The organism is Nocardia sp. NPDC051756 (assembly GCF_040681495.1).
Lineage (GTDB): Bacteria > Actinomycetota > Actinomycetes > Mycobacteriales > Mycobacteriaceae > Nocardia.
The window spans coordinates 13,778-36,678 of the sequence record NZ_JBFAYV010000003.1 but is presented as its reverse complement, the minus strand read 5'-3'; the positions used below and the strand labels follow the sequence as shown (position 1 = coordinate 36,678).

At 69.0% G+C, this 22,901-nt stretch carries 25 protein-coding genes; 9 read left to right on the top strand and 16 right to left on the bottom strand.

The genetic code is table 11. The features are described 5' to 3' along the window. Positions 1-10: 10 nt before the first annotated feature. The 15 genes from AB0M22_RS11780 to AB0M22_RS11710 form a co-directional block, all read right to left on the bottom strand. Positions 11-268: a Txe/YoeB family addiction module toxin gene (locus AB0M22_RS11780; RefSeq protein WP_364724240.1), complete on the bottom strand. Its 258-nt coding sequence runs from the start codon at positions 266-268 to the stop codon at positions 11-13. Continuing rightward, complete coding sequence (locus AB0M22_RS11775) at positions 265-537, bottom strand: type II toxin-antitoxin system prevent-host-death family antitoxin (RefSeq protein WP_364726842.1); 273 nt, start codon at positions 535-537, stop codon at positions 265-267. Before AB0M22_RS11775 ends, AB0M22_RS11780 begins: the two co-directional genes overlap by 4 nt. 89 nt (positions 538-626) lie before the next feature. Beyond that, complete coding sequence (gene mnhG / locus AB0M22_RS11770; RefSeq protein WP_150399985.1) at positions 627-959, bottom strand: monovalent cation/H(+) antiporter subunit G; 333 nt, start codon at positions 957-959, stop codon at positions 627-629. 46 nt (positions 960-1,005) lie between these two features. Further along, the gene (locus AB0M22_RS11765; RefSeq protein ID WP_150399984.1) at positions 1,006-1,269 is read right to left on the bottom strand and encodes a monovalent cation/H+ antiporter complex subunit F; all 264 of its coding nucleotides are present in this window, start codon (positions 1,267-1,269) and stop codon (positions 1,006-1,008) included. After that, positions 1,266-1,811, bottom strand: coding sequence for a Na+/H+ antiporter subunit E (locus tag AB0M22_RS11760; protein WP_364726839.1), 546 nt, complete (start codon positions 1,809-1,811; stop codon positions 1,266-1,268). The genes AB0M22_RS11765 and AB0M22_RS11760 overlap by 4 nt, the downstream gene beginning before the upstream one ends. A 5-nt stretch (positions 1,812-1,816) precedes the next feature. Next, on the bottom strand, positions 1,817-3,430 hold the full coding sequence (locus tag AB0M22_RS11755; RefSeq protein WP_364724236.1) for a Na+/H+ antiporter subunit D: 1,614 nt from the start codon (positions 3,428-3,430) through the stop codon (positions 1,817-1,819). Beyond that, positions 3,427-3,810: a Na(+)/H(+) antiporter subunit C gene (locus tag AB0M22_RS11750; RefSeq protein WP_364724234.1), complete on the bottom strand. Its 384-nt coding sequence runs from the start codon at positions 3,808-3,810 to the stop codon at positions 3,427-3,429. Before AB0M22_RS11750 ends, AB0M22_RS11755 begins: the two co-directional genes overlap by 4 nt. Continuing rightward, positions 3,807-6,734, bottom strand: a complete 2,928-nt coding sequence (locus AB0M22_RS11745; RefSeq protein ID WP_364724231.1) for a Na+/H+ antiporter subunit A — start codon at positions 6,732-6,734, stop codon at positions 3,807-3,809. The genes AB0M22_RS11750 and AB0M22_RS11745 overlap by 4 nt, the downstream gene beginning before the upstream one ends. Before the next feature lie 112 nt (positions 6,735-6,846). Further along, positions 6,847-8,196: a hypothetical protein gene (locus tag AB0M22_RS11740; protein WP_364724228.1), complete on the bottom strand. Its 1,350-nt coding sequence runs from the start codon at positions 8,194-8,196 to the stop codon at positions 6,847-6,849. A 43-nt stretch (positions 8,197-8,239) separates the two neighbouring features. Beyond that, positions 8,240-10,540, bottom strand: a complete 2,301-nt coding sequence (locus tag AB0M22_RS11735; RefSeq protein ID WP_364724225.1) for an AAA family ATPase — start codon at positions 10,538-10,540, stop codon at positions 8,240-8,242. Between the two features lie 50 nt (positions 10,541-10,590). Then, positions 10,591-11,034, bottom strand: a complete 444-nt coding sequence (locus AB0M22_RS11730; RefSeq protein ID WP_364724223.1) for a hypothetical protein — start codon at positions 11,032-11,034, stop codon at positions 10,591-10,593. An 84-nt stretch (positions 11,035-11,118) separates the two neighbouring features. Further along, the gene (locus AB0M22_RS11725) at positions 11,119-11,472 is read right to left on the bottom strand and encodes a UBP-type zinc finger domain-containing protein (protein ID WP_364724220.1); all 354 of its coding nucleotides are present in this window, start codon (positions 11,470-11,472) and stop codon (positions 11,119-11,121) included. Further along, entirely contained in the window at positions 11,469-12,980 is a 1,512-nt protein-coding gene (locus AB0M22_RS11720) for an ATP-binding protein (RefSeq protein WP_364724217.1), read from the bottom strand. The genes AB0M22_RS11725 and AB0M22_RS11720 overlap by 4 nt, the downstream gene beginning before the upstream one ends. A 16-nt stretch (positions 12,981-12,996) precedes the next feature. Next, on the bottom strand, positions 12,997-14,664 hold the full coding sequence (locus AB0M22_RS11715; protein ID WP_364724214.1) for an FAD-dependent oxidoreductase: 1,668 nt from the start codon (positions 14,662-14,664) through the stop codon (positions 12,997-12,999). 67 nt (positions 14,665-14,731) lie between these two features. Then, positions 14,732-14,893 carry a hypothetical protein gene (locus AB0M22_RS11710; protein ID WP_364724212.1) on the bottom strand — a complete coding sequence of 54 codons (162 nt, stop codon included), beginning with the start codon at positions 14,891-14,893 and terminating at the stop codon, positions 14,732-14,734. Positions 14,894-15,095: 202 nt separating this feature from the next. Here AB0M22_RS11710 and AB0M22_RS11705 point away from each other — a divergent pair, with 202 nt between their 5' ends. Both AB0M22_RS11705 and AB0M22_RS11700 read left to right on the top strand, forming a co-directional pair. After that, positions 15,096-15,551 (top strand): SRPBCC family protein, encoded by a 456-nt coding sequence (locus AB0M22_RS11705; RefSeq protein WP_364724209.1) that lies wholly within the window; start codon positions 15,096-15,098, stop codon positions 15,549-15,551. 56 nt (positions 15,552-15,607) lie between these two features. Next, positions 15,608-16,315 (top strand): SIMPL domain-containing protein, encoded by a 708-nt coding sequence (locus tag AB0M22_RS11700; RefSeq protein WP_364726836.1) that lies wholly within the window; start codon positions 15,608-15,610, stop codon positions 16,313-16,315. On the opposite strand, the gene AB0M22_RS11695 is transcribed toward AB0M22_RS11700, so the two are convergent. Then, the gene (locus AB0M22_RS11695) at positions 16,312-17,349 is read right to left on the bottom strand and encodes a beta-ketoacyl-ACP synthase III (RefSeq protein WP_364724207.1); all 1,038 of its coding nucleotides are present in this window, start codon (positions 17,347-17,349) and stop codon (positions 16,312-16,314) included. The genes AB0M22_RS11700 and AB0M22_RS11695 overlap by 4 nt on opposite strands. Positions 17,350-17,611: 262 nt before the next feature. Between AB0M22_RS11695 and AB0M22_RS11690 the strand changes: the two genes are divergently transcribed. From AB0M22_RS11690 to AB0M22_RS11660, 7 genes are all read left to right on the top strand, one after another. Further along, a complete protein-coding gene (locus tag AB0M22_RS11690; protein ID WP_150399971.1) occupies positions 17,612-17,884 on the top strand; it encodes a GlsB/YeaQ/YmgE family stress response membrane protein in 273 nt (90 codons plus the stop codon). Positions 17,885-17,986: 102 nt separating this feature from the next. Next, positions 17,987-18,721 carry a phosphatidylserine decarboxylase gene (locus AB0M22_RS11685; protein ID WP_364724204.1) on the top strand — a complete coding sequence of 245 codons (735 nt, stop codon included), beginning with the start codon at positions 17,987-17,989 and terminating at the stop codon, positions 18,719-18,721. Further along, on the top strand, positions 18,721-19,623 hold the full coding sequence (locus AB0M22_RS11680; protein WP_364726833.1) for a phosphatidylcholine/phosphatidylserine synthase: 903 nt from the start codon (positions 18,721-18,723) through the stop codon (positions 19,621-19,623). The genes AB0M22_RS11685 and AB0M22_RS11680 overlap by 1 nt, the downstream gene beginning before the upstream one ends. 63 nt (positions 19,624-19,686) lie before the next feature. After that, a complete protein-coding gene (locus tag AB0M22_RS11675; RefSeq protein ID WP_364724202.1) occupies positions 19,687-20,766 on the top strand; it encodes an RNA polymerase sigma-70 factor in 1,080 nt (359 codons plus the stop codon). A gap of 99 nt (positions 20,767-20,865) precedes the next feature. Further along, the gene (locus AB0M22_RS11670; protein WP_364724199.1) at positions 20,866-21,954 is read left to right on the top strand and encodes an FAD-dependent oxidoreductase; all 1,089 of its coding nucleotides are present in this window, start codon (positions 20,866-20,868) and stop codon (positions 21,952-21,954) included. 54 nt (positions 21,955-22,008) lie between these two features. Beyond that, positions 22,009-22,737, top strand: coding sequence for a Clp protease N-terminal domain-containing protein (locus tag AB0M22_RS11665; protein ID WP_364724196.1), 729 nt, complete (start codon positions 22,009-22,011; stop codon positions 22,735-22,737). Continuing rightward, complete coding sequence (locus AB0M22_RS11660; RefSeq protein ID WP_364724193.1) at positions 22,737-22,898, top strand: hypothetical protein; 162 nt, start codon at positions 22,737-22,739, stop codon at positions 22,896-22,898. The genes AB0M22_RS11665 and AB0M22_RS11660 overlap by 1 nt, the downstream gene beginning before the upstream one ends. Positions 22,899-22,901 lie beyond the last annotated feature (3 nt).

Genomic DNA, 22,901 nt, shown 5'->3' with positions numbered 1-22,901 from the left:
CTGGTCTGAGCTATTCGTAGTGGTGGCGGCAGGAGATGATCTTGGCCGTGTCATCCTCGATGACGTAGACGATGCGGTGTTCTTGGCTGATGCGGCGGGACCAGAACCCGGCGAGGTTCTGGCGCAACGCTTCTGGCTTGCCGATACCGTCGTAGCCGTTGCGAGTGATGTCGTCGATAAGTTTGTTCACCCGTTTCAGGGTCGCCCGATCATTGGCTTGCCACCACAAGTAGTCCGCCCAGCCATTGGGGGTGAAAAGTATCTTCACTCGACGTTTTCCGCATCGGGGTCGATGAGATCGTGGGGTTCGGCTTCACCTGCTCGCAGCTGTGCTATCGACTGCTCCAGGTGCCGGGCATTGGCGGGATTGCCCAGGAGGTATGCGGTTTCCTTCAGTGACTCGTACTCGCGAAGGGAAATGACGACGGCGGGCTCGTGCCCGGCGCGAGTGATGACGACCTCCTCGAAGTCTTCGGTAGCCGAATCCAGGACTGCGGCTAGGTTGGCGCGTGCCTCGGTGATGGAAATGGGGCGCATCGCAGTTCCTCTCATGGCGGTCACCTCATATACTGTACGGGATTCTGTACAGTCGATCAGAGTGGTTGAATCGCATGTGCGGGCCGAACTCAGTCGATGGTGTTGCCCAGTTCGTTGACGGTGAGCAAGCCGTCGCGGTGGCTCTGTTCGCGGTAGGCGGTGCGGCTGATCAGGTGGGCGACCACGGGGGCGGTCAGCAGGGTGAACAGGCCGACCAGGACCAGGGCCCAGACATTGCCGTGGCCCAGTAGTTCGATGCCGGCCCCGTCCAGCACCAGGATCAGGCCGATCACTTGGGGTTTGGTGGCGGCGTGCATGCGGGTGAGGGTGTCGGGGAAACGCACGATCGCGATGGACGCGGTCAGCGCGAGGGTGGCGCCGAACAGGATGAGCGCGCCGGAGATCCACTGCCACACGGTCATCGGTCGCCTCCGTTCCGGAATGCCGGTCGGCCCAGCGGCTTCGGGGTCACTGTTGTTCGTCCTTCACGCGGAAGCGGGTGACGGCGGCTGAGCCGAGGAAGCCGACCAGGGCCAGCGCGATGATCGCCGGGATGATCGTGGTGTCCTCGCTGTAGGCCGCCCAGACGGCCAGCCCGGAGGCGGCGATCGCCATCAGCGAGTCGATGCCGACGATCCGGTCCAGGGTGCTCGGCCCGGCCAGAATGCGGTAGCTGGTGATCACGGCGGCGGCGGTCAGCAGCACGCCCGCGATGATGGCGACGACGGTCACAGCTCCACCTCCGGAGGTCTGGATGGGGTCGAGCGCCATTCGGAATGGCGCTCGAACGAGGAGATGAGCAGCTTCTCCAGGCGGCGGGTCGTCCGGTAGAACTTGTCCACCGCCGCGTCGCTGCTCACGTCCAGCACGTGGACGTAGACGACGCAGCGCCGCCGATCGATCTCCAGCACCATGGTGCCCGGGATCAGGTTCAACAGGTCGGTGCACAGCACGAGCACCAGATCGGACTTGGTGCTCAGGTAGACGCGCAGCACACCGGAGACCGGCGGTTTCGCGGGCCGGATCGCGAACCAGGCCACCTGAAGACTGGACTCGATCGCGTAATACGAGGCCACCACGATCAATTCGAGCATCGACAGCGGATGCAGCCTGCCGTTCACCGGTACCCGGGGCAGCGGCAGCGCCACCATGATCAGCGCGCCCACCGCGAGCCCGGCCAGCAGGTTGGCGATGCTGAGGTCGCCCCACAGCGCGATCCAGACGACGGTGAGCCAGCTCAGCACGCCGACCCGCACGACCGTCTCCCGACTCACCCCGCTCATCGGGGGGCTCCCGGCTCGGCGGGCGAATTACCCAGCACCGCAGTGATATACACGCCGGGATCGCGCAGGTCGTCGGCCGCTCGGTCGGCGATGCGCAGGATCGGGCCCGCCAGCACGGTCAGGCTGAGTCCGACCGCGACCAACGCCGCCGTCGAACCGACCATCAGGAACGGCATCCGGCCCGGGTGGGTGCGTTCGTCGTAGAGCACGTCGGTCGAATCCTCGATCAGCGAAGGCGTTCGCGCGGCGGTGAGGTGTCCCTCCGGCGCCTCCACCCGCGGCCGCCAGAAGGCCTTGCTCCACACCCGCGCGACGGCGTACAGCGTGAGCAGGCTGGTGAGCACCGAACCTGCCACCAGCGTCCAAGCCAGCACGGAGCCGTCCTCCGCGCCCGCCTGCAACAGCGCGACCTTGCCGATGAACCCCGAGAACGGCGGAATGCCACCGAGATTCAGCGCCGGAATCAGGAACAGCACGGCCAGGATCGGACTCGCGGTGGCCAGTCCGCCGAGCCGGCGCAGCGAGGTCGAGCCCGCCTGCCGCTCGATCAGGCCGACCACCAGGAACAGCGCGGTCTGCACCAGAATGTGGTGCGCCACATAGAAAACCGCGCCGGCCAGCCCGGCCGTGCTGGCCAGCCCGACGCCGAAGATCATGTACCCGATGTGGCTGACCAGGGTGAACGACAGCAGTCGCCGGATGTCGCTCTGCGCGATCGCGCCGAAGATGCCGACCAGCATGGTGAGCAACCCGCAGACCAGCAGGATCGAATCGAACTCACCGCCGGGGAACAGCAGCGAATGTGTCCGGATGATCGCGTACACACCGACTTTCGTGAGCAGGCCGGCGAACACCGCGGTCACCGGGGCGGGCGCGGTGGGGTAGGAGTCGGGCAGCCAGTTGGACAGCGGGAACACCGCGGCCTTGATGCCGAACGCCACCAGCAGCACCGCGTAGATGGCGGTGCGGGTGCCCTCCGGCACCGCGCCGATCCGCTGGGCCAACTGGGCCAGGTTCAGCGTGCCGGTGGCCGCGTAGGTCAGGCCGATGCCGGTCAGGAAGATCAGCGACGACAGCATCGAGACCATCACATACGACACACCCGCGCGGATCCGTTCCTCGGTGCCGCCGACGGTCAGCAGCACGAACGAGGCGGCGAGCAGGATCTCGAAGCCGACGAACAGGTTGAACAGATCGCCGGCCAGGAACGCGGCCGCGACGCCGCCGGTCAGCACCAGATAGGTGGGCCGGTAGATCGAGGTCGGCTGGCGTTCGCCGCCGTCGCGGATGTTCTGCCCGGAACCGTAGAGCGCCACGGCGAGTAGCACGATCGACGAGACGAGCAACATTGCCGCGGACAACCGGTCCACCACCAGCGTGATGCCGATCGGCGTCTCCCAGTTGCCGACCTGTAACGCGGTGGTGCCGTCGCGGTCGGCCAGATAGAGCAGCAATCCGCAGATGACGACCACACCGGTGAGGGCACAGAGCATGATGGTGCGCTGGGTCCGTGGCCTGCGCCCGAAGATCAGCGTGCCCGCGGCCGCGAGCAGCGGCACCAGCACGGGCAGCGGCATGAGGATCGGTAGCAGGCCGGGGGAGAGGTTCAATCTTCCGGATCCTCTCGCTCGCGCCTGCGGGCGATATCGACGTCTTCCTGGTCGTTCTCGACATCGTCGGTGGTGGTGATGGTGAAGGAGCGGTAGGCCAGCGCGAGCACGAAGGCCGCGAGGCCCATGGTGATCACGATCGCGGTGAGCACCATGGCCTGGGCGAGCGGGTCGGCGGTGTCGCGCTGGGTGGAGTCGGTCTGGCCCTGGATCGGCGCGCGCCCGTCCGGGCCGGCCAGGGTGATGATCAGCAGATTCACCGCGTTGCCGAACAGGATCAGGCCGAGCAGCATCTTCGACACCGCGCGCTCCAGGATCAGATACACCCCGCAGGCGACCAGGATGCCGATGACGATCAGCAGCGTCAGGTTGGCGGTCATCGTGCGGAACCTCCGGTCACCGAGGTGGTTTCGCGCGGGGCCAGCTCGCTGTCCAGGCGCGCGCCGAGGCTGCGCAGCACATCGAGCACCAGGCCGACCACGATCAGATAGACACCGAGGTCGAAGAACAGCGCGGTCACCAGCTTGATGTGGCCGAGCAGCGGCAGCGTCACCTCGAAGATCGCCGAGGACAGCGGCGGAACGCCGAAAAACAGTGAGCCGACGGCGGTTCCGGTGGACAGGGCCAGTCCGGCCCCGAGCAGATGGCCGGCGTCGACCGGCAGCGCCTCGCCGAGTTCGTACCGGCCACCGGCGAGATAGCGCAGCGTCAGCGCGAGTCCGGCGGTGAGCCCGCCGGCGAATCCGCCGCCCGGCGCGTTGTGGCCGGAGAAGAAGAAATACACCGACAGCACCATGATGGTCGGGAACACCAGCCGGGTGGTGATCTGCATGACCATCGAGCGGTCCGCGCGATCGACCAGTCGCCCGGCGGGCAGCCAGCTCACCAGATCCGGGTCGTAGTTGGGTGAATCGGCCGCGCGCGGCGCGCTGCCGAAGCGGCGGCTGCGGAACACCAGCGAGGCGACGCCGGTCGCGGCGACCACCAGCACCGAGATCTCGCCGAGGGTGTCCCAGGCGCGGACGTCGACCAGCAGGACGTTGACCGCGTTCTTGCCGCCGCCGAATTGGTAAGCGGCATCGGGGATCCGGTGCCAGATCGGTTCGGCGGTGCGGGCGGCGACGGCGAACGCGCCGAGCACCGTGACGGACGCGCCCACCAGCGCGGCGAGCACCGCGCGGCGCGCCTTGAACGGGGTCGCCCGGCCCGCCTCGATCTCCGCCGGGAAGGCGCGCAACACCAGCACGAAGATCACCAGGGTCAGTGTCTCGACCAGGAATTGGGTCAGCGCGAGATCGGGCGCGCCGTGCAGCGCGAAGATCACGCCGCAGCCGTACCCGGTGACGCCGACGACGAGCACGCTGGCCAGCCGGTTGCGCAGCACCGTCGCGCCGAGCGCCATCGCCACCATGATCGCGCCGATCACCGCCTGCAACGGCGAATCCCACAGGCGCAGTTGGACTCCGGTGCGGGTGCCGAGGGCGAGCAGCACGGTCGGCAGGATGATCAGCGTGCCGAGGATGGTCGCCTGGCTCAGCGGCAGCGACCCGCGCTGCACCGCGCTGGTCATCCGCAGCGAGAGCCGGTCCATGCCGCGCAGGGTCGCGTCGTAGGCCCGGTCGGCGTTGCCGAGCCGCGGGCGGGCCGGATCCCGGAGCCGGTCGCGCAGCTGGAACAGCGCGATGCCGCCCGCGATGATCAGCACCGTCAGCCCCAGCGGGACGGTAAAGCCGTGCCACAGCGCAAGATAGGTGAGCAGGTCTTCGGAAAACGTTTCGGCGTATGGGCTCAGCAGGCGATCCGTCCCCGGCGCGGCCAGACCGGCGGCCAGGCTCGCGACCGCGAGGATCGCCGGTGCGGCCAGGAACAGCGTTCCCGGCGCATGCCAGCCACCGTCGTCGGTGGCGTGCTTGCCGTCACCGAATTCCACCACCGGACCGGGACTTTCGGCGTAGTCGGAGACCCGGCGGACCCGATGCGCGCCGTGCGCGGTCGGCCGCGCGACGCCCTGCTTGTCCGCGAAAGCGCCCCAGACGAAGCGAATGCTGTAGCCGACGGTCAGCATCGAGCCGAACACCACGCCGACCGCGAGCGCCACCCGCGCGGGGCCGTTGAGCGTGTCCGCGTCCAGGATCGCGCCGAGCGCGCTCTCCTTGCCGACGAACCCGACCAGCGGCGGAATCCCGGCCATGCTCAACGCGGCCAGGATGGCGATGCCGCACAGCACCGGCGCGCGGCGGCCGAGCCCGGATAGTCGGCGCAGATCGCGGGTGCCCGCGCCGTGATCGATGATCCCGACGACCATGAACAGGCACGCCTTGAACAACGCGTGCGCCACGATCATCGCCACCCCGGCCAGCGCCGCGTCCGGCGTGCCGATGCCGACCAGCACGACCAGGAAGCCCAGCTGGCTCACCGTGCCGAAGGCGAGCACCAGCTTCAGATCGACCACCTCGAGCGCGCGCAACCCGGCCAGCAGCATCGATGCCACGCCGAGGGTGAGCACCAGCGGATGCCAGACCGGGTTCTCCGCGAATACCGGCGCGAGCCGCGCGATCAGGTACACACCGGCCTTGACCATGGCCGCGGCGTGCAGATACGCGCTGACCGGCGTCGGCGCGGCCATCGCGCCGGGCAGCCAGAAGTGCAGCGGCACCACGGCGGACTTGCTCAGCGCGCCGATCAGGATCAGCACCACCGCGACGTTCACCGCGAGCCCACTCGGCGGTTGCGCGCGGGCCAGCAGGTCGGAGAGCAGGTAGCTGTGGTTCGCCTCGCCTAGGATGATCAGGCCGACCAGCATCGCCAGCCCGCCCGCGGCGGTCACCAGCAGCGCCTGGATGGCGGCGCGGCGGCTGTTCGCCTGCTCGGCGTTGTGGCCGACGAGCAGGAACGACAGCACCGTCGTCACTTCCCAGAAAACGAAGAGCAACAGCATGTTGTCGCTGGTCACCAGGCCGAACATGGCCCCGGCGAAGCCGACCATCTCGGCCGCGAACACGCCGAGGCGCGGCTCGTCGTCCTCGAAGTATCTGGCGCAGTAGCCGAGCACCAGCGCGCCGATGCCGAGCACCAGCGCGGACATGATGGCGGCGAGCGAGTCGAAACGCAGATCGATGTTCATCTCGATGCTCGGCGCCCACTCCAGCCGAACCCGCTGTGTGCTACCCCAATTCGCGACGACCCAGCCGAGGCCGCCGAGCGGCACCAGGGCAAGCAGGTAGAAAGCGTTGCGTCCCAGCGCCCTTACCCACAGCGGTGCGACGAGCGCGGCGGCGGCGAGGGCGAGCAGGATAGCGAGCAAACTGCACTCCGTCGGGTAGGGGCGGCGGGGTGGTGCGGGACAATCTTACGTGGAGCCTGGGGATTTCCGCGGCCTGCGCGGCTATGGCGTCGGGTACACGGCGGCGCTGGGGCTATATATCCGCTAACGCCGCGTCGGTCGAGGGGTCGGTGGCCTGCGGCCGGCCGCGTGGCCGGAAGTGGTGTAGCACGGCGAGGCCGACCGCGCTGCCAAGCACGATCGCCAGCGCGGTGCGCCCGGGCGTGGTGTCGTGCGCCGCGCTGTCCGGCAGATGCCAGCTCTTGCTGTCGTCGGGCAGCACGGAGATGGCCGTCGGCAGGTAGAGGGCGGCGATGGCCAGCACGCCGCTCGGCGCGAACCGCGGCCGCGCGGACGAGCAGCAGTAGCCGGCGGTGAGCGCGAGCACCGCGCTCCCGATGGCGAAGCGGATCCAGTTCGCCTCGGGCGGGGTGAGGATGGCGAACAGCGCGATCGCCGCGAGCAACGCGACCGCCACCAGCATCGAGGGTCGCCTGGCCCCGGCGATCAGGCCGACGGCGGTGAGCGCGAGCAGCACCCAGACGCTCCAGCCGGGCCGGCCGGCATAGCCGAAGGCGTCGGCCACGGCGGTCAGGCTGACCGCGAGATAGACGCCGTACCCGTCGCGGCCGGGCAGCAGCATGGCGGCCGCGGTCGCGGCGAACACCGTGGCCGCGGCGGTGAGCCCGATGTCGACGGCGTGATTGATGGCGGGGGCGTTGGTGTATTGCCGTTGCAGCCATTCGGTGATGGCCAGGATGACCAGGGCGAGCACCATGGCCGCGAGGATCGGCGCGACCGGCAGCTCGATCGACAACCGCGCGGGTTCCGGCTGCCCGGCCTTGGTCCGATTGCGCAGGGCGCTCAGCACCAGCAGCACCATGGCCAGCGCGATCAGCCAGCTCGGCGGCGTCTCCAGCACGTTGAGCGGATCGTCGTCGATGTCCAGGAAGTCCGCGAGGTCGCTGAACACGAAGAAGCTCGCGCCGCCGAGCGCGAAGCCAGCGGCCGGCACCGGCTTGCGCAGCGCCGCGACGCCGAGCCCGCCGAGCACGATCCCGGCGCACACCGAGTCGACGTAGTTCTGCGTGGTGAGCATGTCGGCGGACGAGACATGGCGTCCGGCAATGTGATTGATCAGTTGCGCGAGGATGCCGAACACCGCGACCAGCCACGCGGTCGCCGGGCGGAAGGCGGTGCCGACCAGCACGGCGACCGCGACCGCGACGATCACGCCGATGGCCGCGCCGCGCGGCACGCTGTCCCACAGGTTGGTGATCTGATACGGCGTGCTCTGCCGGATCGAGGAGAAGGTGACCGGCAGGAACAGCGTCACACCCGCGACCGCGGCGCCGAAGAAGGCCGTGACCGCGTCGAACGCATCACCCATCCGTCGCACGTGCCGAACATACCTGCGCTCGACCAGCGAATCTGTGATTGCCATCACTTGGCGACGGCATGTCGAAATGGGCGAAATGTCAGAACGGTCAGAGGTAGCGGCCTTCGCTGCCCGTGGACTGCCCGCGGTTCTCCGCGTAGCGGCGCAGCGACTCGACCTGCAACGCGTCCAGCGACGGGCGGACCGTGGCCCGGGCCGCCGCCACGTCCGCCGCGGTGACGTCCGCGGCGTCGAGGTCGCGGCGCATGGCGGTCAGCGCGGCCTCGCGCAGCAGCGCGGCGCAGTCCGCGGCGGAGTAGCCGTCGAGCTTGCGGGCCAGCGCGGCGAGATCGACGTCGGCGGCCAGCGGCACCGAGCGGCCGGCCGTGCGCAGGATCTCCAGCCGGGCCGCGCTGTCCGGCGGCGGCACGAAGACCAGTCGCTCCAGCCGTCCGGGTCGCAGCAGCGCCGGGTCGATCAGTTCCGGGCGGTTCGTCGCGCCGAGCACCACCACGTCGCGCAGCGGTTCCACGCCGTCGAGTTCGGTGAGCAGCGCGGCGACCACCCGGTCACCGACGCCGGAATCACCGGTCTGGCCGCGCCGTGGGGCCAGCGCGTCCACCTCGTCGAGGAAGATCAGCGAGGGCGCGGAATCGCGTGCGCGCTGGAACAATTCGCGCACCGCGCGTTCGGACGAGCCGACCCACTTGTCCATCAGCTCGGCGCCCTTGACCGTGTGCACGCTGAGCTGGCCGGTGCTCGCCAGCGCGCGCACCAGGAAGGTCTTGCCGCAGCCGGGCGGGCCGTAGAGCAGCACGCCGCGCGGCGGGTCGACGCCCAGCCGGGCGAACGAATCCGGGTGCCGCAGTGGCCATAACACCGTTTCGGTCAGCGCCTGCTTGGTCTCCACCATGTCGCCGACCTCGTCCAGGGTGAGGCTGCCGATGGCCAGCTCGTCCATGCCCGAACGTGACAGTGGCCGAATCACTTTCAGCGCGCCGAGCAGATCGGGTTGGGTCAGTTGGGGTTCCGAGTGTTCCTTGCTGGCGCGCGATGCGGCGCGCAGGGCCGCCTCGCGGCAGAGTGAGGCCAGGTCGGAGACCACGAATCCCGGTGTGCGTGCGGCGATTTCGTCGAGCTTCAGGTCTGCCGTCGGTACTCGCCGCAGCAGCTGTTCCAGCAGCGACTTGCGTACCGGGGCGGTGGGCAGCGCGAGGGCCAGTTCGCGGTCGCATAAGTCGGGAGCGCGCAGCCGGGGATCGATCCCCGCGGGGTGTGCGGTGGTAGCGAGGAAGGCGACGCACGGCTCGGCGACCGCGGCGCGCAGCTGATCCAGGATGAGCGTGACGACCGGTTCGGCCTGCGCGGGCAGCAGCGCGTCGATATCGGTGATCAGCAGGATGCCGCCCTGTCCGGAACAGACATCGGCCACCGCCTCGGCCACCTCGCGCAGCCGGGTGCCGCTCTCCGCGGCGCCGATGGTCGGGCCGTCCAGCTCGACCATGCGGCGCGGCGCGGTGACCGCGCGGGCCAGGGTGGCCTTGCCGACGCCGGCCGGGCCGGTGATCAGGACACCGAGTCGCGGTGTCGCGCCGAGGGTTTTGAGCAGTTCGGGCTCGTCGAGGGCGAGGCTGAGCCACTCGGTGAGCTTCGTCGCCTGGCTGTGCACGCCCGCCAGATCTTTGACGGTGATCAGCGGATCGGCGTCCCGGACGGCCGCGCTCCGGCCGTTCGACGCGCCCTGCGAGCCTGCCGCGCCGTCGAACGCCGCGGCCTCGATCGCGCCGCGGGACGCCTCGCCCGGTGGGATCGGCGTCCCCGCCAGCGCCCGGTCGGCGGCGTCTCTGGCCGCGACCACCCCGGCGCCCCAGACGACCGCGGTGTTCGGCTGCACGCTGACCGGGCCGCGCAGATCGGTGGCGGTGACGGTGAGCAACTCGGTGGTCCACGCGATCCCGAAGGTCCGCGAAAGTGCTTGGGAGGCAGCGGCGGAGCTGATCTCCGGGCCGAGATCGCGGGGCAGCAGCGAGACCGTGTCGCCGACGGTCACCACCTTGCCGAGCAGCGCCTGGCGCAGCGTCGCCGCCGGGATGGTGCGGGTGGCGTGCACCGAGCCGCTCACCGAGATCTGCTTGGCGCCGTAGACGGTCACCGGCGCGACGACCACCGTCGCGTCCTCGCGCAGGCCCGCGTTGGACAGCGTCACGTCGTCGAGCAGCGCGACCCCGGCCGGGGTGTCCGCCGGGGCGACGCCGACCACGGCCGCGGTGCGGCGCGCGCCGACCAGCGCGATGCCGTCCCACTCGCGCAGCCCGAGCGCGGTCAGCGCCTCCGGATGCAGCCGCACCACCCCCCGCCGGGCGTCGGCCGCGGAAGGGTTCAGTCGAGCGGTGAGCGCGAGTTCTGCCACCGTGCCATTCTGCCGCGCCGGAGCGTGCTCGTGGCCGGGGATGGGCGGGGCTACTTGTTCTTGGGCACGATCCCGGCGGCGACCGCGACCGGGGTCTCGGCCACGCTGCCGGACAGGCAGACCAGTTTGGCGGTGCCGAGCGCGACATTCGGGCTGCCGGTGAACGTGCTGTCCGGGTTGGCCGCGAGGATCTGCTCGATCACCGCCTTCTCCGCGTCGGTGTCCAGCTTCTTGAACTCGCCGCAGGTGGTCTTCGTCGGATCGCCGGACGCGGGCGTGCCCGGCTGCTCGGCGGTCGGCGCGGGGGCCGGTGCGCCGGGGCTGGGCGCGGCGGCCGGGGCCGACGGCTTCGCGGCCGACGCGGTCGCGCTGGTGGACGAGTCGCCCTTGCGCAGGCCGTTCGCATCGGCGGAATCGTTCGCGGACTGGCCGCAGCCTGCCAGCAGCAAGGCCACCGTCCCGGTGACCAGGACGATGGCGGAAGTTCGCTTCATACCGTGCTTTCCCCGGTGGATATGTCGTCGATCAGCACCGGCATACCCGGCACGTCGGGTGCAGCGTACCGGGTGCGCGGGGTTTCAGTGGATGTGTGCCTGCCAGTCCGCGGGCACCCGGTTGCGCGGGCCCGGCGCGCCCTGGTCGGCCGGATGGCTGTTCGGCGGGGTGAGTTCCGGTCCGTCGCCGTACATTTCCTCGGTGGTGAAGTTGTAGTACCAGTCCTCGCCCGGTTCGAAGCTCTGAATGAACGGGTGGCCGGTGTCTTTCGCGTGCAGGCTGGCGTGCTGGGCCGGCGAGGTATCGCAACAGCCGATGTGCCCGCACTGCGCGCACCGGCGCAGATGCACCCACCAGCCTTGCGCCGCTTCGCATTCCACACAGCCGGTGCCGCTGGGCGGTACCGCGATATCGATGCCCTCGAACTCCTGCGTCATCGTTGACCTCCTGAAGTGGTTTCCGGTTCGGCCTGATTCTGCTCCGCCGGATCGTCGGGCGTGCGATTCAGCGGCAGCCACACGGTGAATCGCGTGTTGCCCGGCTCGGAATCGACCTGGATGTCGCCGTCGTGCTTGTTCACCACGATCCGGAACGAGATGTCCAGGCCCAGCCCGGTGCCCTCGCCCATCGGCTTGGTGGTGAAGAACGGCTCGAAGATGCGGCTGCGCACGTCCTCCGGTATGCCGGGGCCGGTGTCGCCGATTTCGATGACGGCACAGTCGTTTTCGTGCCTGGTGCGGACGCTCAGGGTGCCCTGACCGCCCATCGCGTAGACCGCGTTGTCGATCAGGTTGGTCCACACCTGGTTCAATTCCGCTGCGTAACAAGGCACTTGGGGCAGCGAGCGGTCGTACTCCTTGACTACCTCGACGCCGTCGCCGATCTTGCGGCTGAGCATCACCAGCGTGCTGTCCAGTAGATCGTGGATGTCCACCACCTGGAACGGCGCGCGGTCCATCTGCGAATACTGTTTGGCCGCATTGACCAGCGAGGAGATGCGCGTGGTGGAGTCGGCGATCTCGTTCATCATCAGCTCGGTCTCGATGGTGTAGTTCAACCAGCGGATCGCGCCTTCGAACACCTTTTCCGTGGCGCCTTCGAGGGTGGCCGACACCCGCTCCAGCCAGTCGACATCGAAGCCCGCCTGGACGAAGTTCGGCGCGAGACTCCAGCCGTCGATGATGTCGTGTTGCTCGAGCCACTCGCCGAGCACGTCCTCGCGATCGGCGGCCTCCATCGGCGACAGCTCCGGCGCCTTGGCCACCTGCGCCGCGGCCTCCTCTTGCAGCCGCACCAGCGCGCCGAGGGACGCGGTGTCGAACTTGCCGTCGGCCATCATGGCCAGCTTGTGCCGCATGCCCGCGACCCGTTCGCGCAGGCCGGAGGTGGCCCGCACGGCGGCGGCGGCCGGGTTGTTCAGCTCGTGGGTCAGGCCCGCCGACAGCGAGCCGAGGGCGAGCAGCCGCTCGCGCTGGCCGACCCGCGCGTTGGCGTTGCGGTTGCCGAAGAACACGCCCTCCAACAGGTGCACCGCCATCGGGAACCATTCGTTCATCATCTCGGCGAAGATCGCGGCGTCGAGCACGAAGAACCGCGATGGCACCGTCACCTTCAGCGACCCGTTGTAGGTCTGGTCGACCTTGTCGCCGATGTAGGCCATCCAGGCGCCGGAGTAGGCGCCGTGGTGCGAGGTGCGGACCAGCTCGATCTCGGTGCCGCCGGACAGCTTGGTCAGCACGACCTCGCCCTCCATCAGCACGTAGAAGCAGGTGGCCGGTTCGCCCTCGCGGAAAACCAGGCCCGGCTCGATGGTTTCGACCCGCCCGTCCCGGCACAGCCAGTCCAGCTGCTCGTCGGTCAATTTCTCGAACAGGAACAGGGTGCGCAATTCCGCTGGGTCGCAGACCAATCGGCTGCTGCGGTCCGCGTTCTCGGTTGAATTCATTTGCCCGCCTCCTGTTTTAGGCTAGGTACCGGTGCACGAGCATGACCGCCATCGCACCCTCACCGACCGCCGACGCGACGCGCTTGGCCGAATCGGCGTGCACGTCGCCGGCCACGAACACGCCGGGCACGCTGGTCTCCAGATGATGTGGCGGACGGGGCAATTCCCAGCCCGCCGGGCGTGCGCCGTCGACGAGCAGGTCCGGCCCGGCGAGCACATAGCCGGCGTCGTCGCGCTTGATCACGCCGTCGAGCCAATCGGTTTGCGGTGCGGCGCCGATGAACAGGAACAGGCGCTCGGCCTCGGCCTTTTCCTCGTTGCCGGTTTCGTTGTTGCGCAACACGATCTGTTGCAGGTGCTCGTCGCCGTCGGCGGCGATCACCTCGGTATTGGTGTGCACCTTGATATTCGGCAATTGCGCGATCTGCTGGATCAGGTAGTGCGACATCGAATTGTCCAGCGAGCCGGAGCGCACAACCAGATGGACCGTTTTCGCGTTGCGGGACAAGAACACCGCCGCCTGGCCCGCGGAATTCGCGCCGCCGACGATATAGACGTCGCGGTCGGCGCATTCGGAGGCCTCGGTCATCGCCGAGCCGTAATACACACCGCGCCCGGTGAAGTCGTCGACGCCGCGGGCCGGATGCCTGCGGTAGTCGACGCCGGTCGCGATGATCACCGTGTGCGCGCAGAGCCTGCCGCCGTCGGCGAAGCGCACCGTGCGCGCGGAACCGTTGACCTCCAGCGAGATCACCTCGCGGGTGGTGATCACCTCGGCGCCGAACTTCGCCGCCTGCCGCCGCGCCCGATCGGCCAGCTGGCCGCCGGAAACGCCGTCCGGGAAGCCGAGGTAGTTCTCGATGCGCGAGCTCTGCCCGGCCTGTCCGCCGGTCGCGGTGCGCTCGACCAGCACGGTGCGCAGGCCCTCCGAGGCGCCGTACACCGCGGCGCCGAGCCCGGCCGGCCCGCCGCCGACCACGATCAGGTCGTAGAAGTCGCCCGTCGCGTTGACGGTGAGCCCGACGTTCTGCGCCAGCTCGTTGTCCGACGGCTGCACCAGGGTGTCACCGGCCGCGGTGATGATCACCGGACATCGCTCGGGGTCGGCGCCGGCCGCCTCGAGCAGCCGTGCGCCCTCCGGCTCGTCGGCCAGGTACCAGCGGTAGGGCAGTTGGTTGCGGGCGAGGAACTCGCGCACCTCCGAGGACCGCGGCGACCAGCGATTGCCCACCACCTTGGTCTCGGTGACCGGCCGGTGCTCGCTGCTGCGCCAGGCGTCGAGCAGGCCGTCCAGCACCGGGTAGAGCTTCTCCTCCGGCGGATCCCACGGCTTGAGCAGGTAGTGGTCCAGGTCGACCACGTTGATCGCGTTGATCGCGGCGCTGGTGTCGGCGTAGGCGGTCAGCAGCACGCGACGGGCGAACGGATGCAGGTCCATCGCCTGCTCGAGGAATTCGATGCCGTCCATGCCCGGCATCCGGTAGTCGGCGATCAGGACCGCGACCGGCTGGCCGCGCAATTTCATCTCACGCAGCGCCTCGAGCGCCTGGGCGCCCGATTCCGCGCGCAGAATCCGGTATTCGGCGCCGTAGCGACGCCGCAGGTCGCGCACGACCGCCCGGGAAACCCCTGGGTCGTCGTCGACACTGAGGATGGCCGGTTTCGTGGCAGCGGGTGAAGTCACCTAACGAGTATGAATCGTCGGTGCAAACCGTGTCGTCGGTGTTTCACTCCTGGCGGACACGACCGCGTCACAGCAGATGGTGCCGGATCAGGTCGAGTTCGTCGGTGGTGAGCAGTCGCTCGAGTTTTTCCGGGGACGGGCCGCGCCCCGGCGGGCCGTCGGAGTCGTCGGCGGGCAGCAGCGGAACATGTTCCGCATGGCGTCTGTGTAAGAGGGAGCGCAGGTTCACGGCCGATCACCTCACGTTGGCGGGAAAGCTGGAGGCAGTGTCTTTGCTTCTTCTATCCGGCATTGTGCGCTGGCCATTACCGAGATCGATGGACAACATGCTGAATGTGACCCAACTGTCTTCCCGATTAAAATGTGCGCTGTCTATCAAGCGCGCTCGACCGGACAGCTGACGGTCGCTCGCATGAATACCGGAGGCAGTGTTGCCGAAGAATCTCGAAGCCACCATTGATATCGCCGCGCCGCCGGACAAAGTGTGGGCGGTGGTCTCGAATCTCAAGCGCATGCCCGAGTTCAGCCCGCAGTGCGTGCGGATGGTTCCGCTCGGCACCCCGAAGGCGGGCACCTGGGTGCTCAACCTGAACACCGACGGCAAGAAGTACTGGCCGACCACCGCGCGCATCGTGCGGTTCGAGCCGAACCAGGCGTTCGCGTTCAAGATCAACGAGAACCGGTCGATCTGGAGCTACACGCTGGAGGCGACCGAGACCGGCACCCGGCTGGTCGAACGCCGCGACGTGCCCAACGGCACCAGCTGGTTTTCCCGCAAGTCCATCGACGCCGCGCTCGGCGGGGAGGCGCCGTTCGAGGAGGCGCTGATCCGCGGGATGCACGAGACGCTCGACAAGATCAAGACCGTGGTCGAGGCGCACAACTAGTCGGCGTGTTCGCGCTCGGCGCCGCGCGTTCGGTGCGTAAGTTGCCGAGTATGCGAATGACGCGCTGGTCGGCGGCGGTTGCCGCACTCGCGGCGACCGCCGCACTGGCGACGGGCTGCGGCTCGTCGGATTCCGGGCCCGAGCGCGAAGTCACCGTGGTCGGCAGCGGCCAGGTGCGTGGTGCGCCGGACATTTTGAACGCCGATATCGGCATCGAGGTGACCGCCGATAATGTGTCGGCGGCGATCAGCCGGGCCAACGACCGGGCCAAGGCGATGACCGACGCGATCGTGGGGGCGGGCGCGACTAGGGAGGACGTGCGGACCACCGACGTCTCGATCCAGCCGCAATACGCGGGCGGCCCGGACGGCGGCAATACCGTCGTCGGCTACCGCGCCGACAACTCGGTCCGCGTCGTCGTGCGGGATCTGAGCAAGGCCTCCGGCGTGCTGGACAGCGCGATCAAGGCCGGCGGCAACGAAACCCGGCTGCGCTCGGTGTCTTTCGCGATCGACGACAACTCGCAGCTGCTCGCCGATGCCCGGGCGCGCGCGTTCGCCGACGCCAAGGCCAGGGCGGAGCAGTACGCGGTGCTCGCCGGGTTGAAGCTGACGAAGGTCATCACCATCTCCGAGGCGAACAGCCGCGACGACGACAGCGCCAAGCTGTCCGGGCGGGACTCGGCGGCGCAGTCATCTGTTCCGCTGGAACCGGGCACCCAGACGGTGACCTTCACGGTGAAGGTCACCTGGGGCCTGGGTTAGACCGTGAGCGCGAACTTCGGCAGCGTCACGACCTGCGCCGCGTAGGACAGCCCCGCGCCGAACGCGATGAGCAGCGCGGTGTCGCCCGGCTTCGACTCACCCTTGCGCAGCAGCGATTCCATCGCCAGCGGGATGGACGCGGCCGAGGTGTTGCCGGTCTCCTCGATGTCGTTGGCCAGCGCGCAGTTCTCCGGCAGCTTCAGCACCCGCGCCATGATCTCGATGATCCGGCCGTTGGCCTGGTGCGGAATCATCGCGTCCAGGTCCTCGGTGGACAGCCCGGCCCGGTCGATGGCGTCGCGGCACACCTTCTCCAACGAGTGTGCGGCCCAGCGGAATACCGCGGTGCCCTCCATGGTCAGGTAGGGGCGGACCGCGTCGGTGCCCTTCTCCTCGATCTCGCGGAAGAACTCGACCCAGTCCTTGTCCTGCCGGATCGCGTGATGCTGGGTGCCGTCCGAACCCCACACGGTGGGCCCGATGCCGGGCTCGTCGGACGGGCCGACGATCACCGCGCCCGCGCCGTCGGCGAACAGGAACGCGGTGGAGCGGTCGGTCGGGTTGATCGTGTCGGTCAGCTTCTCCACGCCGATCACCAGCACGTGGCCTGCGGTGCCGCCGCGAACCAGGTCCGAGGCCAGCGCGAGCGCGTGGCAGAAGCCCGCGCAGCCGGCGGAGACGTCGAAGGCGGCCGAGCCGTTCATGCCGAGTTCGGTGGCGATCCGCGGTGCGGCGGCCGGGGTGAGCAGCAGGTGCGTCGACGTCGCGACGATCACGCAATCGACCTGGTCGACCGCGATCCCCGCCGATTCCAGCGCCCCCTGTGCGGCCGCGACGCTCATGCTCTGGACGGTTTCCGACTCATCGGCGAAACGCCGGGTCTTGATCCCCGACCTCGTCTGGATCCACTCGTCGCTCGAGTTGATCGGACCCGCCACCTCGTCGTTGGTGACGACTCGAACCGGGCGGTATACGCCGAGTCCGAGGATCGCCGTGTGCTCTGCCCCGGTGGTCTGGGCGATTCGAGCAGCCATGTGCGTCTCCTATGTACCTGCGGCACCGCCGCCGGGTTGTCCCCGAAGCCTCGAAAATGGATCCTTCATCAGCCGCCACCTACGGAGCCGTAGACATGAGGCCCCCTCATATTAGCCCGAAGCTCGGCGTTTCGCCGTGCGTATTCTCACAAACCCCGGGTATACGCCGATTAGCATGCTGAATGCTTGGTCCAGCGTGCCCCAACTATGTGTCTGCCGTCTTTCCGCTTCGCGGACGGCAGGTGCGGATTGCGAGGACACCATGCTCGGTCTCGGGATTATCGGATGGATCATCATCGGCGGTCTTGCCGGGTGGATCGCCAGCAAGATCATGAAGACGGACGCCCAGCAGGGCATCCTGCTCAACATCGTCGTCGGCATCGTCGGCGGCCTGCTCGGCGGCTTCCTGCTGAAGCTGTTCGGCGTCGACGTCGAAGGCGGCGGCCTCTGGTTCAGCTTCTTCACCTGCATCGCCGGTGCCGTGATTCTGCTGTTCCTGGTCGGTCTGGTGACGGGACGCCGAGTCCGAAGCTGACGACACCGTGCCACAGGCTCCTTTCCCGTAAGGTGTGAACGCTTGCGCCGGTCCTCTCGTTGACGGCGCGATCCGACTGCATCTAGCACGAAAGAGGAGCCTGTGGCCCGCCGTCCCACGCCGCCCGGCACGCCTGACCGCACCGGAGTCGGCCACGTCGCCGACCTGGTTCGCAACGCGATCCCCCCGCTGCACCCCGCCGGGCTTCCGTTCGTCGCCGCACCCCTTGCGGTCGCTGTCCTCGGCGGCAAGCGCAAGTGGGTCCGCCGGACGGGCCTGCTGGCCGCCGCCGCGTGCGCGACCTTCTTCCGCCACCCGAACCGGGTGCCGCCGAACCGTCCCGGCGCGGTGGTCGCACCCGCCGACGGCGAGATCGCGCTCGTCGACACCGCCGCCCCGCCCGCGGAATTGGGCCTCGGCGACCAGCCGCTGCCCCGGGTGAGCATCTTCCTGTCCGTGCTCGACGTGCACGTGCAGCGCACGCCGGTCTCCGGCATCGTCCGTTCGGTCCAGCACGAGCCGGGCCAGTTCCGGTCCGCGGATCTGCCCGAGGCCAGCTCGGTGAACGAGCGCAACACCATGGTGCTGGACACCCCGGCCGGCGATCAGCTGATCGTGGTGCAGATCGCGGGCCTGCTCGCCCGCCGCATCGTGTGCGACGCCCAGGTCGGCGACGTGCTGACCATCGGTGACACCTACGGCCTGATCCGCTTCGGCTCCCGGGTGGACACCTACTTCCCGGCGGGCACCGAGCTACTCGTCGAACCGGGACAGCGCACCATCGGCGGCGAGACCGTCCTGGCGGTGCTCGGGTCCACCCAATCCGTCGTTTCATGATGGAGGCGGCTGCTCCGACCCAGGGACGGCGGCGCCGCTCCATTCGGCTGCTGCCGAGCGTGGTGACCATCCTCGCGCTGTGCTCCGGACTGTCCGCGGTGAAGTTCGGCCTGGACAACCGGCTCGATCTCGCGCTGGCGATGATCGGCGCCGCGGCCGTGCTGGACACCCTCGACGGCCGGCTGGCCCGAATGCTGGACGCCACCAGCAAGATCGGCGCGGAGCTGGATTCGCTCTCCGACGCCATCTCGTTCGGCGTCGCGCCCGCGCTCGTGCTCTACGTGACGCTGCTGCACTCCGAGACCGCGGGCTGGATCATCGCCCTGCTGTTCGCGGTGAGCATCGTGCTGCGCCTGGCCAGGTTCAACACCCTGCTGGACGACGACACCCGGCCGGAATGGTCGCGCGAGTACTTCGTCGGGGTGCCCGCGCCCGCGGCGGCGCTCATCGCGATGGCGCCGGTCGCGTTGTTCGTGCTGTTCGGTGACGGCTGGTGGGTCGGCTTCTACGCGGTCGCCGCGTGGACCGTGCTCGCGGCGGCATTGGCGGTCAGCACCGTGCCGACGCTGGCTATGAAGTCGGTCTCGGTGGCGCCGCAGGCGGCCGCCGGGCTGCTGGTGCTGGTCGCGCTGGCCGCGGCGCTGCTGGTCACCTATCCGACCGTGCTGCTGCTGATCCTGATCGCGCTGTACCTGGTGCACATCCCGTTCGCCTGGCACTCCCAGCGCTGGGTCGCGGCGCGCCCGGAGACCTGGACGCACAAGCCGGCCGAGCGGCGCGCGCAGCGCCGGGCACAACGGCGGCCGGTGATCCGCCGCCCGGCCATCCGCGGCTCCACCGCGCGGCTGCGTTTGCGCAGGCCAGGCGGCAAGCGGCGGGACACAAACGACCTCTCCCGCTGAATCTTGTTTCCTACTGGGATTTCTTAAGGTCTTGGAAAGCCGAGCCGACCAAGCTCTCGAACCATGGGCACTCTGGCGGCAGTGGGTGGCTTCGACTTCGGCGGGTGGGGGATCGGTGGCTTCGGCGCCACCCGATTCGGCCTGAAGCGATTGCTCGGTATCGCGGATTCCGCGCGGGGTGAACACGGTCGGCTGTCCGACCGGGTGAGCGGTACGGTCATATCCGGCGGGCGGGCGCGAAAGAAGGTAGCGGTGGAGCCGGACGGGTTGGGCGTGTTCGTGACGCATCGTCCCCGGCTGTTCGCCCTCGCCTACCGGATGCTCGGTGCGGCCGGGGAGGCCGAAGACGCCGTGCAGGAGACTTATCTGCGCTGGGATGCCGCCGACCGCAGCCGGATCCGGTCCGCCGAGGCCTGGCTGACCACCGTGCTGGTGAATCTGTGTCGCACCTGGCTGGTTTCGGCGCGGGCGCGCCGGGAGACCTACGTCGGCCCGTGGCTGCCCGAGCCGGTGTCCACCGAACGCGGCGAGCTCGGCCCGCTGGAGACCGTCGAGGAACGCGAGCTGGTGTCGTTCGCGCTGCTGACCGCGCTGGAACGGTTGTCGCCGGTCGAGCGGGCGGTGTTCGTGCTGCGCGAGGCGTTCGGCTACGCCCACCGCGAGATCGCCGACATGCTCACCATCAGCGAGGCCAACTCGCAGCAGATCTACCGCCGGGCCGGGGTGCGGGTCCGGGAAGGCCGGGCGCGCTTCGACATTCCCAGCGAGTACGCCGGCGAACTGATCAAGCGATTCCTGAAGGCGGCGCGGACCGGGGACATCGAATCGCTGGAACAGCTGCTCACCGCCGACGTCGTCTCGATCGCGGACGGCGGCGGGCAGCTCAACGCGGCCCGGCGTCCGGTGGTCGGGCCGAATAAGGTCGCGCGGTACCTGTCCGGGCTGTTCCGCTGGGAGGTGCCCGGCATGGAGATCCTGATCGAGCAGGTCAACGGCGCGCCCGCCGCGGTGGCCAGGGTGAACGACCTGCCGGTGGCGGTGGTCGCGGTGGAGCTGGTCGAGGGCGCGGTCGCGACGCTGCGGCTGGTCGTGAATCCGGAGAAGCTGGCCTATTTCGCCAGGTCGTCAGCGCCTTCCCGGTAGGTCGCGGGCAACCGTGGCGTGCTTCACGGCGCAGAGTTGTCAGGGATGGCGGGGCTGTCCGGTCAGAAGGGTGTCGGCCGATCGAAAAGGAGCCACATCATGACCGGACAGCATCGGATCGTCGTTCTCGGCGCCGGATACGCGGGTTTGGCGGCGGCGGGGCGCCTCGCGAGCAAGGCACACGGGGCACAGATCACCGTCGTCGACGCGCGCGATCGCTTCGTCGAGCGGGTACGGCTGCATCAACAGGCGGCCGGGCAACAGATTCCGGCGTGGAATCTGCGGGAGTTGCTGGAAAGCAAGAAGATCGAGTTCGTCCGCGCTCGGGCGACGGATATCGATACCGTCGGCAAGCACGTATTGCTCGATACCGCAACGGATCTCGACTACGACACCCTGGTGTACGCGTTGGGCAGCATCGCTGATCCGAACAGTGTGCCGGGCGTGGCGGAGCATGCCTACTCGGTGTCGACCCCCGGCGATGCGGATCGCTTCGAGGTGCCCAAGGGCGCCGTCGCGATTGTCGGTGCCGGTGCGACCGGGATCGAGTTGGCCGCGGAACTGGCTGAGTCGCACGCTGATTCGCGGGTGCTGCTGCTCAGTCCCGACGGGCCGGGCGCGTGGCTTTCCGCGCGGGCGCAGGTTCATATCCGGCACGTGCTCGAGCAACTCGGTGTCGAGATCCGCGCGGACGCCAAGGTGATCGAGGTGACCGCCGAGGGAGTGCGGCTGGCCGACGGTTCGCTGGTCGAGGCCGCGGCGACCGTGTGGACAGCCGGCTTCGCCGTGCCGGATCTTGCAGCGCGAGCAGGCCTTTCGGTGGACGGCACGGGGCGCGTGCTGACCGACGCGTCACTGCGGTCGGTCTCGCACCCGGATGTCTACGCCGCGGGCGACAGCGCGGTGATCGCCGGTCCCGGCGGCCGGGAGCTGCGGATGGCCTGCGCGACCGCGCTGCCCACGGGCAAGTACGCGGCCGATGCCGTCGCCGCTCGGCTGCGCGGCGCCGAACCGGGGGAGTTGCGGTTCCGCTACGTCTTCCAGTGCCTGAGCCTCGGCCGTCGCGATGGCCTGATTCAGGTTCTGCGCGCGGATGATTCGCCCGGCCGCATCGTGCTGACCGGCCGGACCGCGGCGTGGGTGAAGGAGTTGATCGTGCGCGGCGCGGGGTGGGTGGCCCGCCGCTGACATTGGCGTCAACTCGGGGTTGACGAAGGAAAATCGTCAACCTATCGTTGACGCATGACGATTCCCTACCGCCTCGACGATCTGATCGACGGCATCAAGAAGGCCCGCCCCGACAACGTGCTCGACCAGCTGTCCGACGCAGTGGTCACCGGAAATCACCTCGGCGAACTGGCCGATCATCTGATCGGCCACTTCGTCGACCAGGCCCGCCGGGCCGGCGCCTCGTGGACCGACATCGGCTCCAGCATGGGCGTCACCAAGCAGGCCGCGCAGAAGCGTTTCGTGCCGAAGGGGCCCGGCGATGTGGCCCAAGCCGCCGTGATGGATCCCAACGCGGGGTTCGCCCGGTTCACCGACCGGGCCCGTTCGGTCATCGTGGCCGCACAGGAATCCGCGCGCACCACGAACCATCGGGAGATCAAGACCCCGCACCTGGTGCTCGGCCTGCTGGCCGAACCCAACGGCATCGGCGCGAAGGAGATCCTCACCAGAGGCATCACCCTGGACGCGGTGCGCGCGGCCGCGATCGCCGCGCTGCCCGCCGGCGAAGGCGATGTGCCCCCGCTCATCCCGTTCGATCCGGAGGCCAAGAAGGTCCTGGAATTGACCTTCCGCGAAGCACTTCGCCTGGGCCACAACTACGTCGGCACCGAGCACATCCTGCTCGCACTGCTCGAGCAGGAGAACGGCGCGGGCCTGCTCACCGGGCTCGGCATGGACAAGGCGAAGACCGAGGCGCACATCGTCGAACTGCTCGCCGCGTTCGTCGCCGACCAGCAGTGATGCGTGCGCGGTTGATCTCCGTTCGCGGACGGATTCGCCGCGCGCGCTACGGATTTCGCGCGGCCAACGCCGCCCGGATGCGCAGGCGGCGGATGCTGCGCGCCCCGACGACCGGACGGCAGGACGAGCAGCGTCCGCTCGACCTGCCACGGGCCGCCTGAAAT